Source organism: Clostridium sp. FP2 (genome assembly GCF_011065955.2).
GTDB classification, from domain to species: domain Bacteria; phylum Bacillota; class Clostridia; order Clostridiales; family Clostridiaceae; genus Clostridium_AD; species Clostridium_AD tagluense.
On sequence record NZ_JAAMNI020000001.1, the window covers coordinates 2,973,480 to 2,988,179 of the forward strand.

The following is a 14,700-nucleotide window of genomic DNA, read 5'->3' on the forward strand; positions in this document are numbered from 1 at the left end:
ACAAAAAGAAACTTCAGTGGGGGTCTAAATCTCCTTCTGAAGTCGTTAATTACAGCTCCGCAGGAGATGATTTAATTGAATTCTATTATTCTTTATAATATAATTAATTGAATTAGAATAAAGGGGGATATTGCTTTATGGAGAGTGAAAAAAAACTTAGTGAAACGGGTGTAGTAAAAAAACAAAAGATAAAAGAAAAATTCTCATACCTAGTGAGTAAGTTCAATAACGATAGAGACTTTAAGTTATTTTTAATAGTAGGACTATTTACTGGAATAGCAAGTGGAATAAACTCAACTGTATTTAATAATTTTTTAAGCGATACATATAAATTAACAGCTGCTGCTAGGGGTATTGTAGAGTTTCCTCGTGAACTACCAGGAGTTCTAATAGTTATAGTACTCGGAATACTGGCATTCCTTGGGGACATAAGAATAGCAATAATTGGCATGATATTTGCAGCACTGGGAATGCTAGGACTAGGTTTGTTTTCCCCATCTTTTGCCACTATGCTTTTATGGATGATGTTACTTAGCCTAGGTACACATATTTTTATGCCACTATCTGCGGGAATAGGTATGAACCTTTCTGAAAATGGAAATTATGGCGCAAGACTAGGGAGGTATAGCGCATATAACCTAATTGCAACTATTGTGGGTTATGCAATTGTATGGGTTGGATTTAAATACTTTAACCTTACCTATCAAATAGCTTTTGTGCTTGCCTCAGTTTTTTATATTTTCGCAGCATTTTTTCTTGGTCTAATGAAATCTAAAAAGCCTAAGAAAAAAAAAGTAACCCTTGTTTTCAAAAAAAAATATACTCTATATTATTGCCTTAGTGTAGTTAATGGTGCAAGAAAGCAGATTTTTTTAACCTTTGCACCCTGGGTACTTATTCAAGTCTACCATGTTAAGCCTCCTACTTTTGCAATACTCGGATTAATAATTGCTATATTAAGCATTTTTACAAGAACCATTGTTGGCAATGCTATAGACAAAAAAGGTGAAAGATTTGTGCTTTCACTAGAAGCTATAGTTCTTATAGTAATTTGTATGGGCTATTCTTTTGCAGATTATTTACTTTCACCAAGTGCAGCTGTGGTTATTATTGCAGCATGCTACGTTATAGATAATTCACTAAGCGTAGTTGAAATGGCAAGATCCACTTATGTAAAAAAGATTGCTATATGTCCAGAAGATGTCATCCCTACTCTTTCTGCAGGTACTAGCTTTGATCATGTAATTGCTATGTCAATACCTTTTATAGGCGGTATATTATGGACAACTATGGGATATCAATATGTTTTCATTGTTGCTGCATTTATTGCTGTTATAAATTTGTTTTTATCTTTAAAGATTAAAATTAATTAATAAAAAAAACATTAAATCTTGTGATTTAATGTTTTTTTATAGAAACTTAAAAAAAGTGTGTATAAAATTAAACTTCTTCATTAACCTTTCCTAATAACACAAAAAAATCTTCTTCATTTTTTCGTTCTAAATATGTGTCTATAAGTGTCTGAGTAGACATTTTACTTAGGCCTTTATATCCATTATCTAATATATCAGTTAAAACCTTCATAAAATAATCTTTGCTTTTATCTATATCCTTAAGCATCTTGTAAGATATATCCTTTATCAATTCTTCTTTTATACTTTCTCGCAGTCTTTCTGTATATTCCCTCATAAATATTTGTGTTTCTTCCGGGTATGCAGAAAAATCTCCTGACATTATATCTTGAATATTCATTATGGGCACTCCCTTCTGAAACTTCCACACATAAATGAATGGGGTTCTTGAATACTAAATAACTTCTTTTATACTCTCATTTATAATAAAAACTATAAATTACAACATATAAAAACTAATTATTTTCTTCAAGAATTTCACTATCAAGCATCACAATTGACACATTAACGATAGTATATGGCTCGTTTCAAAACCTAGGTATATTATATCGTACTAAAATAACCTGCTCTTGCTGCTTCAATCGCTGCATTAAGTGCAAGAAGATTTGTTTGACTTGCTATATTTCCTATTTCATCAGCCATTATCTTAACTTCACTAACAACCATGCCTTCTTCAATTGCTTTTAATATGCTTTCTTGCTTAGTGAAATATAATTCATTTGTGCTATTAGAACTATTTTCAGCGCTTTTTCTGACTTGCTTTGCCTTTAATTCTATATCAATTGCAATCTTATTTGCTTTATTTGCCCTTATAGTAACATCAGCCACATTGTCTGCGATACTTTCTGTTGTTGCATTTACTTCTTCTGTTGTGGCACTTAGCTGTTCAGATCCTAATGATACTTGTCTTACTGCTTCATTGACAATTTCCATTTTTGATGATATTTCTTCTGTTGTAGCCGATAGCTCTTCACTGGTAGCACTAATATCAGTAGCACTTTCTGATATTTCTCCGATTAATGCTTTTAAGTTTGTTATAGCTTTATTTAAAGCTTTTGCTAAACCACCGATCTCATCTTTACTATCAATATCAACAGTTTTTGATAAATCATTTTCTCCAATGGCTTCAGCAACACTTAAAACTGTCTTTATCTGTTTTGAAATTGTAAGAGAAATTATTAAACCTAGTGTAATAGCAATAAATAATCCTAGAGCAATTATTACTATAATTTGAACATAGGATTTACTATATAGTGCCTCACTATTTTCATAGTTAGCTTTTGCCATATCTGAAGCTAATTTTAGCTCTTTGTCTAGAATTGTAAACATATTAGTTCTAATACTAGAAAGACCTGGAAAAAGTTCATTTGCTTTTGCGTAGTTTCCCTCATCAACTTGTTTAATTAGGACCTCTCTTGCTGTATTATAATCCGTAAGTAATTTTTCGAATTCTGCAAACTGTTGCCTATCTAAATCAGTTATAATGGTAGCTTTATAGGATACAATAAGTGAATCATTTTTAGTTTTTGAATCCGCTATATCATTTTTGTATTTTTGTAAATCATTTTTGTTTTTAGGTTCAAGAATTAATAATATATCACTTCTGATTTGCAATAAATTTCCTTTCATATTTTCAAGAGCAGTAATACCCATCAAATCCTTATTATAAATATTATAAACATTTAAATTAATATTTTTCATACTATAAATTCCAATAATTCCAACAATGCCTATAAACAATGCAACTGTAATGAAAGCTAATAATAGCTTTTGACTGATTTTTAAGTTGTTAAAAAATTTCATTAATTTTCACCCCTCAAATTTTTTTTGGAATTGACTAAATATTCCCTCTTTTTATAATAATACACTATTATTTTTTTTCTGACAAGATATTTATTTTACCAAGAAAATTGTCGTATAACAGTACATGGATTTCATATTTATTTAAATATGGCTAAAATATGTCACAGATAATTCTATAGATAATCTATAAATCATCTTCCACAAAAATAACTATCATCCTTGCTAGTTATTTTTTTTTGAAGCTACATAACTACATAATTAAAAAATCACAAACATATACTTCTTATAAGAATAGAACAACTAAACACTTGATTCATATATAACTTAGCAGCTAGTATGCTTAAAATGTAAGCGCTGTGCAAAAATATCTAATGATATTTAAGTCTTTAATATATTAATTTTGGAGGATTAAATAAAAATGGAAAATAATTTCATTAAAACTCAGAAACGAATTGGGTATTCCCTTCTTAAGCAGACTGATTCTAATGTCTATAAAGAACTTGGATTTATGTGTGGTCTAGAGGTCCACCAACAACTAATGACAGAAAAAAAACTCTTTTGCCGCTGCCCAGCTGGTGTTTTTCAAAAGCATGGACAATATGATGCTGAGATTGCACGGCATATGAGGCCAACCTTAAGCGAGATGGGTGGATATGATGGTACCGCACTTATGGAATTTAAGACAAGAAAAAACATAGTGTACCATATTTCCAATTTAACCACTTGTACCTATGATATTGATGATACGCCACCTTTCAAGATAAATAAACAGGCTTTAGGAATTGCATTAGAAGTTGCCTTGCTTCTTAAAACGAATATTGTGGGTGAGCTACACATCACACGTAAGCAATACCTAGATGGTAGTATACCTGCTGGCTTTCAACGTACAGGTATAATAAGCATTGAAGGACAGATTCCTCTAAAAAATAAAATAATTAGAATCACTCAGCTAAGTATTGAGGAAGATTCTTGTCGTGAGATTTCAGACATTGGCCATGTTAGGATATATACTACTGATCGTTTGGGTATGCCACTTATAGAGACAGTTACTTATCCTGATATGAAAACACCAGATGAAGTGGCTGAAGCTGCTAACTATATTCGCTTTTTAAACCGTAGTACTGGTAAAGTAAGGACAGGTATTGGAGCTGCACGCCAGGATGTTAATGTTAGTATCTATGGTGGAACTCGTGTAGAAATTAAAGGTGTAGATCATATAAGCTACATTCCTGAATTAGTTCACAATGAAGCTTTTCGCCAAAAGAGTCTTTTAGAAATCCGTAATGATCTTATAGAAAGGATGCCAAACTTTGAATATTGGCAAATTAGTCATGTAATTCTTAAGGGCGAAAGCATTACGCCTGTATCTAGAAACATTAGAAACAATTTAAATATACAACATAGACTAGTTGTAGTTAACCTACCAGGGTTTAAAGACATTCTCTCATTTTTCACTGGTCCTTGCCGAATGTTTTCCGATGAGATTTCTGACAGATTGAAGGTTATTGCTTGTATAGAAAAACCAAATATGACGCATTCTGAGGAATTCAGAAATGAAAATCAGGATATTAATTTTGAATACCTCCGTAAATTACTTAATTCAAAAGTCGATGATGCCCAAATTCTCTTTTGGGGGCCTGTTGATGATATTAACACAGCTTTAGAGTCTATTGAAGAACGCTGCAGACTAGCCTTTATTGGAGTACCAAATGAAACTCGTAAATCCTTTGTAAGTGGCACCACTATGTTTGAACGAGTACTTCCAGGTGCTGATCGCATGTATCCTGACACGGATTCAGCACCAATTTCAATTACTCAGGAGCTTATAGATATTGCAGGCAGGAATTTGCCTATTGATCTTGAGACGCAAATAGCAAAGTTAGATAATTGGAACATACCAGCTGATACTTTTTTCTACATTCTAAGGTACAATCTAGCTCCTCTTATACAAAGAATTTGTGACGATTTTAATACTCAGCCTAAATTTGTAGCCACTCTATTGGGACACAAGCTTAAATCACTGCAGAGAAAATCCAAAGCAGATTTACCATTTGATTTTGAAAGGATATATGAACTCTTTGCCTTTGTAAAAGAGCAAGAAATAGAACTTGAGCTTATATATAAGATGCTAACGGTTGTCTATAAACAACCTAAGATGGAAATGAAGTATGTGCTAAAAGCTATATATTTTTCTAAGTGTAGCACTTCCAGTATCATTTCACTTATCCCAATTATGCGGGAAAGATTTAAAAGGCTAAAAACCTCAAAAAATTCGGAAGCAGAACTTAACTGGATTATGAAAAATTTACAAGAAAAAGCCATTGGAAATATGCCTCTCCATGAACTTGCAATGGTAATTCGTAAAGGAGGCCTAGGCAAATGAGTGATATCTTAAAAGGTTACAGGGGCACGTCGCTAGAAGTCCTAAAAAGTTTTAATATGCGCATCTGGAGTGAAGCTACAATAAGAACTACTAGAGGTGATTTTAAAGGTGTTTTACTTCCTCGCTCTGAAAATGATGATGATTCTCACATAGTAATAAAGCTTGCCACTGGCTATAATATAGGAATAGCAGTGGATACTATACAAGATATGAAAGAATATAATTTCAAAGAGATACAATATAAAATTCCAGAAAAAGAGTTTCCCATATCTAAAAGTAAGCATAATATCAAGCTACTAGGCACAGGAGGTACAATTGCATCACGTCTTGATTACCGAACGGGAGCAGTTATTCCAGCCTTTTCTCCTGGTGAATTGTATGGAGCTGTTCCTGAGCTTGCAGATATATGTAACCTAAGCACTGAGAAGCTTTTTGCAGTTTTCTCTGAAAATATGGGGCCCAATGAGTATAAAGTCTTAGCAAAAGCTATTGGAGAGGAAATAAAAAAAGGCACCCATGGAATTATGATTGGTCATGGCACTGATACTATGAGTCATACAGCCGCTGCACTGTCATTTATGGTGCAAAATTCACCTATTCCAATTGTTATGGTAGGTTCTCAACGTTCTTCAGATAGGCCCTCTTCAGATGCTGCACTAAACCTAATTCATGCTGCTAAAACTGCTACGGATTCAGACATTGCTGAGGTGATGGTATGTATGTTTGGACCAACCTCTGATGAATATGGCTTGTTGCACCGTGGTACAAGAGTGCGTAAAATGCACTCTTCCTACCGTTCGACTTTCCGTACCATTGGAGACATACCACTAGCAATGGTAGATAGACAGAAAATAACTCCCCTGAGGCAGGACTACAACCACCGGCGTAGTGACCGAAAAGTAACTATAAATCCTGTATTTGAGGAGCGCGTATCACTATTGTACTATTATCCCAATATGAACCCTGATATAATCGATGCCATGGTTGATCTTGGTTACAAAGGGATTGTTATTGCTGGTACAGGTCTTGGTCATGTTAATAAACTGTTATATCCAGCAATTAATCGTGCTGTGCTAAAGGGAGTTGCCATTTATATGACAGTGCAAACACTTTGGGGATATGTGAACATGTTCGTATACGATACCGGACGGGATCTCATGACCATGGGAATGATACCAACAGAAAACATGCTACCAGAAGTGGCATACATTAAACTAGGTTGGGCACTTGGACAAACTACTGACTTGTCTAAAGTTAAAGACATTATGCTAACTCCCATTTGTAGTGAGATCACGGAGAGAGAGCCTTATAACGGTTATCTAATCTACCAAGGAGGAATTCCTGAGGTAGAGGAATTCATTAAAAAATTTCATAAATAGTTAGCATCTATATTTAAAAAACCTAATTATCCCATAAAAATTAATATTAAAATCACTTTGCATATTTCAACTAAATTTAGGTCATTATAATATATAAAGAGATTTAGAAAATAAATATATGTGAAAGGTAGTGTATTATATGGGATTTTTACGTTGGTTAGGCGGAATAGTAATATTCTTTTGGGCCTTGGGACTTATATTTAGAATTGGTGGTAGTATGATACATCTGTTACTTGTGGTGGCTGCAATAGTTTTCGTGGTGGATATGATTTTCGCAAGAAAAAAAACCTCCTAAACTGTTATACCGACAATATATTGCAATTAAAACTAACTATTTCTTCGAAAATTAGAGCAAAGACTAACGTATTGTAAATATATGAGTTTATTGATATAATGTTCAAACATATATATTAAATAGATTTATATGTGAAAGGTAGTGTTTTATATGGGATTTTTACGTTGGTTAGGGGGAATAGTAGTATTCTTTTGGGCTTTGGGACTTATATTTAAAATTGGTGGCGGTATGATTAATACGTTACTTATAGTCGCTGCAATAGTTTTCATAGTAGATAGGATTTCAGGAAAAAAAATAAGATAGAAAACTATTTCACTAAGAATACTTTTTGATTAAATTTAATAACTTTTAAAAAAGACATAAAGTTAACGCTATAATAGAAAAATAGAGTAAGTGTATTTAATCAAATACACCTACTCTATTTTAATTTTGCCTTTTTTGCTATTCCAATATATAAATGCTCCAGGTATGAACTATCAACTTCTTGGCTTTTTAGCATATCTATTCTACTTTTAGCCTTATTTAGACTTTCATTTGCTTCCTCAAAGTCTTTTTGCTTTATGCATGAACTTGCATATTCTAGTAAATAATCAACTTTTATCACTATTTGCGCTAAATCTTCTCTATCTTCGTTGACTAGTTTAACCAATAAGGAGTATATTTTAGCGGACCCCTTTGCATTAAAATTATATAAAAGATCATTAGTTCTACTATTTTTTTTTGCCATATTTAATACCTCGCTATATTGTGTCAATATCATAATTACTATTATATAATGAGTTCACGTTAAATAACAGCGCTATTTATTTTAACTGCATATATATATATGCCTTTTAAAGGTTCCTTTAGACACTGTACATTTATCATCTATGTGAAATCCTACAGATGTTATTTGCTTATCCATCTCATCAAAAGTAATGATTACCATTCTCTCGGCTATTCGGCGGGTGCTCTTCATAATAGCTAACTGCTCCCCAGGCGTAATTTGTGTGAATATTCCATAAGGAAGATCAACGATGGCCACATCAAATTTATTTTGGATGTCATTCATGTCACCAATGGTTATTACATCTTCATATCCAAAATACCTAAGGTTTGTTTTGGCGTTTTTACCAATTAATGTATTTATCTCATAACCTTTAATATTAATTCCAATTGAGATAGCTTCAATTAGCACCGTTCCGATGCCACAACAAGGGTCTACAACACTACAGTCTAGATTATTACCTACGGCTATATTAACTAGTGCCCTACAAACATTTACCTTTAAAGCATTAGAATAGGAAAAAGGTTTTTTATTATGAAATAGCCAATCTGAAGTATTGCTTTCACATTCACCAAATATCCATTTATTATCTACTTTTGTAATACCAAAAGTAATTTCAGGGTTTTTCATTTCAGCTTCGCCTAGTATATTAAAGCCTATTTCAAATTCAATGCTACGTCCTTTATGAAAACCCATGGGTTCATCAGTGGAATTGATATAAGCAACCTTATAATTTACACTGGTCAGTTTGTCCATAACAATTTGATTAATAATTTGCTGCATTGTTTCTCCAGTATACATTATAGAAATGCATTTTTTTATAAAAGGACTTCTGGAGGGATCTACATAAATGTCAGAGAATAAGTGCTTTTCATGGAGGTTTTTATTAAAGAGGCACTTTATTTCCATTTTGCATAGGCTTTCTTCATCACTGGAATAATTTGTTGTGTATAAATACCTGTTATCCTTTTGTGCTAGCTGAAACATTAAAGCACACCTTCCTTTCTAGAATATAAAAACCACCTTAATAAAGGTGGTACGTTATTTATGGCTTTACCTATAGTATCAGTATATCACAATACTTAGATTATGTTTATAGCTTTTAAAAATCCATCAACTCTTTTTTCATACTCATCTTTGTTTTTCCAATATGCCGCTGCGTGACCGGCACTAGGAGCAATATAGATTTCTTTGTAGCCCTTCTTTACTGAATACATTTTATTACACATAAAAGTAGGTACATAATCATCCTTTTCACCATGAATAAATAATATTGGAATTTTTACTTCAGGTAAAGTAGTTATAGGTGAAACATCTTTGAATTTCCAGCCAACTCGAATTTTACTTATTATACTTGCTAATTTTACTAAAGGCATTTTTTTTATATTATAATCTTTTTCTAATCTATATTTAAACAACTCTTGTGCATCAGAGTATCCGCAGTCATCTATACAAAACACAATTCGTGGGTCTATTGCTATATTTTGAAGAGCTATTCCAGCACCCATGGATTCCCCAAGCAATCCAACTATTGTATCTTTTCCTAATTTATTTAATATCCAATCTGTGCATTTTTTTAAATCATATTTTTCGTAATAACCATAGGAAGTGTTTTTTCCACCACTTAAGCCATGATTTCTATGATCATAAATAAAGACTGAAAAGCCTCTTTTTAAAAACATGTCCATGTATTTAACCGAACCATATAAACTCCAAGTTATTCCATGACATAATATTATAATTTTCTTTGAATCTTTATTTGGAAAGAAGAAGCCATGAATTTTATAGCCATAATTAGAATCTAGATATACCTCTTGTTTTTCTAGGTTATTAAATACTTCTACTTCTATTTTCCCTTTTTCTACTTCATAATCGTAGGTGTAATTATATTTAGCAACTTTAGGAGCTATAATAATACTAGAAAAATGCCACCCTACAATAATAATAGTAACAATAATCAAAATTAATATGAAAAATAATATTTTTATCATCTTAAAATCTCCCTTTCAAATGCGATGTACATTCTTATTATAGACATGTCCCCAAATAAAGTAAATAACAACAAAGTGAATTCTGTATAATTTTATTGATAACTTAAAAAAGCCCTTATATTTTACAATAAGGACTTTCTAAAAATATATAATATTTTGTTATTCTAGACTTTCTTTTCTCCCCTTTAAAAATAATATTAGGTAAGTAACTCCACATAAAATTAATACAGTATAAATCCAAAAGGGTAAGGTCGTAAATATATTCTCTGATCCATCATAAATTACAATAGAGCTTAGTGCAGGAACTACTAATGAGTCACCTTTAAACTGTTTTATAGTTTTAACTCCTGATTTTTCACCATCTACTACAATATTCCAGGTACAGCTTTTAGATAATTTAATAGTTACATCTTCTCTATTTGCATTGAAAGCTACTACGATGTCAGACCAAGTATCCATGTTAGCATTATGAGATATTTCATAGGCTACAACGTTTTGCGGGGATTTTAAAAATTTTAAATTTTGCTTGATCATCTCTGCTGAATTCATTTTGAAGGCAGGGTGTTCCTTTCTTAACTTTATTAAACCTTTAAAATAATTAACAGTGTCAATGTTTTTAGATTTTAGTGTCCAATCAAGCTTATTTACAGTATCATTAGACTTATAGGAATTGCTATTCCCACCTTTTGTTCTTAAAAACTCCTGTCCCGCTTGAAAGAATGGAATACCCTGGGAAGTAAGGATAATAGAATCTGCCAATTTGTGCATTTTCAATCTTATTTCATTATCATCCTTTGGGTTTGTTAAAAGAAGTTTATCCCATAACGTATTACTATCGTGAATTTCGACATAATTAACAGATTGAAGAGGGGATATCTTTCCCCAGGTTTTTATATCATTTGAGTAATCTATTCCTCCAACTATTCCTTTTTCTATTTCGGTTTCTTCATAAGATTTACCATTTACAAAGCCCTTGGATTTTGCATCTAATCCGCTACCTTTTATTCCATCTCTTATTATGTCGTTGAAAAGTGATATCCCAGGCATTTTACTGGCATTTTTTTGTGTTGCTTTCGCATCTGATAAAAGAGTAGTCCCCATATCCAACCCTTCTCCCATAATGAGAATGGAGGGATCTAAACTACTTAATTTTTTTCTGATTTCAGTCATAGTATTTATATCAAGTAGACCCATAAGATCGAATCTAAATCCATCTAAATTATATTCCTTTGCCCAATACATCACAGAATCTACAATGAATTTTCTTGCCATTGCATTTTCGCAGGCAATTGTATTTCCAAAACCGCTTTCATTTGTAGCAGTACCATCTTTATCGTATCTAAAATAATACCCAGGTACTAATTTATTAAAATTAGAATCATTACTGCTATACATGTGATTATAAACTACATCCATATTTACCCTTAACCCATTATCATGAAGAGATTGCACTGCTTGTTTTAATTCTTTAACTCTCACACTCGGGTTGTATGGATCAGTTGAATAACTTCCTTCAGGAGCATTATAGTTTTTAGGATTGTACCCCCAGTTATATTGTGCCTTACTTGAAGTCTCATCCACACTAGCGTAATCAAATATCGGCATAAGCTCAACATGTGTTACTCCTAAATCCTTTATATAATCAACACCTGTCCGCTTACCATCAGTTCCTTTTGTACCTTTTTCAGTAAAAGCTAAAAATTTTCCTTTATTTTCCATACCACTGTTTTTGTCTATAGAAAAGTCTCTAACATGTAGTTCGTATATAATAGCATCATTTAAATTTGTGAAATTAGGCTTTTCACCTGGATTCCATATTTCAGGATCCGTTCCTTTTAAGTCTATTACCGCACCTTTGTCTCCATTTGCGGACACGGACCGAGCATAGGGATCTACAGCTTCAGTCCAAACTCCTTCAATATTAACTTTATATGTATAAAACACATCCTTTTGATCTCCATTCAAGTCAAAAGTCCAGGTTCCTTTTTCATCTTTTTTCATACTAGAGTCAATACCAATTTTATCATTCCATTTTTTATAGGTTACAAGCTTTACCTCAGTTGCTGTTGGCGCCCATACCCTAAAGCTTGTTTTACCTTTAGAATAAGTATTGCCTAAATCAGTTCCTTCATAATAAAACATTTTTTCGAAACTAGCACTTCTCATTACATCTCCAAGCACCACTTCTTTTTCAGGAAAACCTAACTTTGACACCGTAATTTTTTTGCCTAGGTTCACATTTTCGCTAAGCTCTATTTTAGCAACTGTAGTAATACCCGTTATTACTTCATCACTAGTTACTTTTTTTACGGTTAAGATCTGACCATCTGACTTAACTATAATGCCTTCATTTCCTTTCGCAGTAAATGGAAAGGCTATGTTTGTTTCTATGCTTATGCTATTCATTTCATCTAATTTTGCAACTATAAATTCACCTGTTTTGCCTATAGTAATTGGAGGAACTACTGCTAATTTAGAATTGGAGGCACTAGCTTCAGCTAGAGAATAGTATACTTTCGTATCGCCTCCTTTAAGCCAAACTTCTCCAACACCATTATTAAATTTTTCAATAAATCTATCATCCACAGTGTCTTTTCTCCACTCATCCGTACGCACTATAAATCCTAGTTTATTAAGGGCTCCATCAAATTCAACTACGCAAACCTTACCGAATTCGTCCTTGCCATTAAATTCGAACTTACTTTCATCATTTTTATCAGTCCACAACCACATATTCCATTTTAAATCACTATTTGGAGTTTTAGCATAATGGATAATTATCTTTGTTTTTCCACTTTGGGCAAAAGTTTGAACATTGGGCATTAATAAAAGCAATTCTGTAATAACTAAAACTGCCACAAGAAAAATGCTCAATGTTTTACTTTTGTTCTTCCCTATCTTGAAGTTCATAAATTTCCTCCTCTAAAAAAAAATAAGATTATGATGCTACAATCTATATTTCTTTAGTATTCTAGTTTTCTAGTTTTCTAGTTTTCTAGTTTTCTAGTTTTCTAGTTTTCTAGTAAAGTATTCTACGTAAAATTAATAAACCCTTCATTCTTGCAAATTATTATATAAATATAAAACAATAATTGGAATTTATCGTATGCTAGTTTATGGATTAATTTGATTTATATATATTTTATGTAATAATATTAATTTAATAGTAATAATTTAACTAGTTCACTTATAAGAATAAATTAAAAATGATATAATGGATAATATGCTTACTATTATATCACTTTTTATGAAATTGGGGGATTAATTTATGGACATGAAGGAAAGAAAAAATCTTATACTACAAGGATCAATGTACAAGGTAATAATAACCTTGGCGGCACCAATAATGCTTAGTAATTTAATTCAGACTTTATATAGTTTAATTGATGGGATTTGGGTAAGTAAATTAGGTTCAATACAATTTGCCGCTATATCCTTTGTATGGCCAGTTATGTTTCTATTTATATCTATAGGCATTGGATTATTTATTGCAGGAACATCGATTTTATCTCAATTTATTGGCGCATCAAAATATGACAAAGCATCCCAGTACGCCTCTCAGCTTATTGCAATTGCAGTCGTATGTGCTGTTTGTTTTTCATTTGTAGGCTATTTAATGAGCCCGGTTATAATAAATGTTATGGGAGCCAAAGGTGATTTAGCTCATTATAGTGAGATTTTCTTGAAGATAACATTTTTAGATATGCCCTTTACATTTTTATTTTTTTGCTTTAATGCCATTATGAGCTCACAAGGAAACACTCTAACCCCTACTATATTAAGCTCTATAAGTGTTATTATAAATGCTATTTTAGACCCTATATTTATATTTAAATTTAATATGGGGATTGCAGGAGCTCCTGTAGCTACTATTATATCAAAAGCCCTTCTTGCAGGTGCTGGATTATATATACTTCATAAATCCACTTCAAAAATAAAACCTAGCTTTAAAAATTTTAGTTTTGATAGGAACATATTAAATAAACTATTTAAGGTTGCCATACCATCTGCTATTGGGCAAAGTGGTTCAGCTCTTGGTTTTATAATACTTAATGGATTTATTGTATCTTATGGAACTTCAACACTTGCTGCCTTTGGTATGGTGAACAGAATTACTTCCCTTATTATGCAACCAGCCATGGGAATCGGGGCCTCACTAACAGCTATTGTGGGACAAAATCTTGGCTCCGGTCAATTAGAACGTGTTAAAGAAGCTTTTGTTAAGGCATTAAAACTAACAATAAGCATTTCAATTTTAGGATGCATTGTGCTGATTTGGCAAGACAATGAAGTAGTGAATTTTTTTATACGCTCTAAGGATGATAATTTAGTAATATCTGAGGCTGTTATTTATTTAATGTATATTTCTTTTTCAATGCCACTAATGGGAATATTTAGTGTATTTCAAGGAATATTTCAAGGATCTGGTCACACTAAATACTCTATGAATATGGAAATAGGTAGACTATGGTTTGTAAGACTTCCTATGATATTGCTTTTTAAATATCTTACAACCATTGGCTCCACTGGAATATGGATTTCTATGAGCTCTAGTAATTTAATTATCTGTTTGTATGGGTATTACCTTTATAAAAAAGGGGGATGGCAAGAAAAAATTATTAGGACTAATGATTAAATCATCATCTGGGATGCTGAAATGCTATTAAAAAA

The 14,700-nt window shown here is 32.1% G+C and carries 12 protein-coding genes; 6 read left to right on the top strand and 6 right to left on the bottom strand.

The features are described from left to right. The first annotated feature begins 137 nt into the window (after nt 1-137). The gene (locus G9F71_RS14320; protein ID WP_164949779.1) at nt 138-1,373 is read left to right on the top strand and encodes an MFS transporter; all 1,236 of its coding nucleotides are present in this window, start codon (nt 138-140) and stop codon (nt 1,371-1,373) included. Between the two features lie 67 nt (nt 1,374-1,440). On the opposite strand, the gene G9F71_RS14325 is transcribed toward G9F71_RS14320, so the two are convergent. Both G9F71_RS14325 and G9F71_RS14330 read right to left on the bottom strand, forming a co-directional pair. After that, nucleotides 1,441-1,752, bottom strand: a complete 312-nt coding sequence (locus tag G9F71_RS14325) for a hypothetical protein (protein WP_224626416.1) — start codon at nt 1,750-1,752, stop codon at nt 1,441-1,443. A gap of 203 nt (nt 1,753-1,955) precedes the next feature. Continuing rightward, on the bottom strand, nt 1,956-3,215 hold the full coding sequence (locus G9F71_RS14330; RefSeq protein ID WP_164949780.1) for a methyl-accepting chemotaxis protein: 1,260 nt from the start codon (nt 3,213-3,215) through the stop codon (nt 1,956-1,958). Between the two features lie 418 nt (nt 3,216-3,633). Here G9F71_RS14330 and gatE point away from each other — a divergent pair, with 418 nt between their 5' ends. From gatE to G9F71_RS14350, 4 genes are all read left to right on the top strand, one after another. Continuing rightward, nucleotides 3,634-5,598 (top strand): Glu-tRNA(Gln) amidotransferase subunit GatE, encoded by a 1,965-nt coding sequence (gene gatE / locus G9F71_RS14335; RefSeq protein WP_164949781.1) that lies wholly within the window; start codon nt 3,634-3,636, stop codon nt 5,596-5,598. Beyond that, the gene (gene gatD, locus G9F71_RS14340; RefSeq protein WP_164949782.1) at nt 5,595-6,977 is read left to right on the top strand and encodes a Glu-tRNA(Gln) amidotransferase subunit GatD; all 1,383 of its coding nucleotides are present in this window, start codon (nt 5,595-5,597) and stop codon (nt 6,975-6,977) included. Before gatE ends, gatD begins: the two co-directional genes overlap by 4 nt. A 139-nt stretch (nt 6,978-7,116) precedes the next feature. After that, nucleotides 7,117-7,272 (top strand): lmo0937 family membrane protein, encoded by a 156-nt coding sequence (locus G9F71_RS14345; protein WP_164943612.1) that lies wholly within the window; start codon nt 7,117-7,119, stop codon nt 7,270-7,272. Nucleotides 7,273-7,422: 150 nt separating this feature from the next. Continuing rightward, the gene (locus tag G9F71_RS14350; protein ID WP_125001701.1) at nt 7,423-7,575 is read left to right on the top strand and encodes a lmo0937 family membrane protein; all 153 of its coding nucleotides are present in this window, start codon (nt 7,423-7,425) and stop codon (nt 7,573-7,575) included. Nucleotides 7,576-7,690: 115 nt separating this feature from the next. Here G9F71_RS14350 and G9F71_RS14355 read toward each other — a convergent pair whose 3' ends face one another. The 4 genes from G9F71_RS14355 to pulA all read right to left on the bottom strand — a co-directional run bounded on the left by G9F71_RS14355 (nt 7,691) and on the right by pulA (nt 12,939). After that, entirely contained in the window at nt 7,691-7,999 is a 309-nt protein-coding gene (locus G9F71_RS14355; RefSeq protein ID WP_164949783.1) for a hypothetical protein, read from the bottom strand. Between the two features lie 81 nt (nt 8,000-8,080). Beyond that, nucleotides 8,081-9,025 (bottom strand): TRM11 family SAM-dependent methyltransferase, encoded by a 945-nt coding sequence (locus G9F71_RS14360; RefSeq protein ID WP_164949784.1) that lies wholly within the window; start codon nt 9,023-9,025, stop codon nt 8,081-8,083. A gap of 95 nt (nt 9,026-9,120) precedes the next feature. Then, nucleotides 9,121-10,029, bottom strand: a complete 909-nt coding sequence (locus G9F71_RS14365; protein ID WP_164949785.1) for an alpha/beta hydrolase — start codon at nt 10,027-10,029, stop codon at nt 9,121-9,123. A gap of 159 nt (nt 10,030-10,188) precedes the next feature. Continuing rightward, the gene (gene pulA / locus G9F71_RS14370) at nt 10,189-12,939 is read right to left on the bottom strand and encodes a type I pullulanase (RefSeq protein ID WP_164949786.1); all 2,751 of its coding nucleotides are present in this window, start codon (nt 12,937-12,939) and stop codon (nt 10,189-10,191) included. A gap of 358 nt (nt 12,940-13,297) precedes the next feature. Here pulA and G9F71_RS14375 point away from each other — a divergent pair, with 358 nt between their 5' ends. Next, nucleotides 13,298-14,665 (top strand): MATE family efflux transporter, encoded by a 1,368-nt coding sequence (locus tag G9F71_RS14375; RefSeq protein WP_125001686.1) that lies wholly within the window; start codon nt 13,298-13,300, stop codon nt 14,663-14,665. The last annotated feature ends 35 nt before the right edge of the window (nt 14,666-14,700 follow it).

Bases quoted from the DNA above. Each gene is read 5' to 3' on its own strand.
- G9F71_RS14325 (WP_224626416.1), bottom strand. From the start codon at position 1,752: ATGAATATTCAAGATATAATGTCAGGAGATTTTTCTGCATACCCGGAA.
- G9F71_RS14365 (WP_164949785.1), bottom strand. From the start codon at position 10,029: ATGATAAAAATATTATTTTTCATATTAATTTTGATTATTGTTACTATT.
- G9F71_RS14375 (WP_125001686.1), top strand. From the start codon at position 13,298: ATGGACATGAAGGAAAGAAAAAATCTTATACTACAAGGATCAATGTAC.
- gatE (WP_164949781.1), top strand. From the start codon at position 3,634: ATGGAAAATAATTTCATTAAAACTCAGAAACGAATTGGGTATTCCCTT.
- G9F71_RS14330 (WP_164949780.1), bottom strand. From the start codon at position 3,215: ATGAAATTTTTTAACAACTTAAAAATCAGTCAAAAGCTATTATTAGCT.
- gatD (WP_164949782.1), top strand. From the start codon at position 5,595: ATGAGTGATATCTTAAAAGGTTACAGGGGCACGTCGCTAGAAGTCCTA.
- G9F71_RS14320 (WP_164949779.1), top strand. From the start codon at position 138: ATGGAGAGTGAAAAAAAACTTAGTGAAACGGGTGTAGTAAAAAAACAA.
- pulA (WP_164949786.1), bottom strand. From the start codon at position 12,939: ATGAACTTCAAGATAGGGAAGAACAAAAGTAAAACATTGAGCATTTTT.
- G9F71_RS14350 (WP_125001701.1), top strand. From the start codon at position 7,423: ATGGGATTTTTACGTTGGTTAGGGGGAATAGTAGTATTCTTTTGGGCT.
- G9F71_RS14360 (WP_164949784.1), bottom strand. From the start codon at position 9,025: ATGTTTCAGCTAGCACAAAAGGATAACAGGTATTTATACACAACAAAT.
- G9F71_RS14355 (WP_164949783.1), bottom strand. From the start codon at position 7,999: ATGGCAAAAAAAAATAGTAGAACTAATGATCTTTTATATAATTTTAAT.
- G9F71_RS14345 (WP_164943612.1), top strand. From the start codon at position 7,117: ATGGGATTTTTACGTTGGTTAGGCGGAATAGTAATATTCTTTTGGGCC.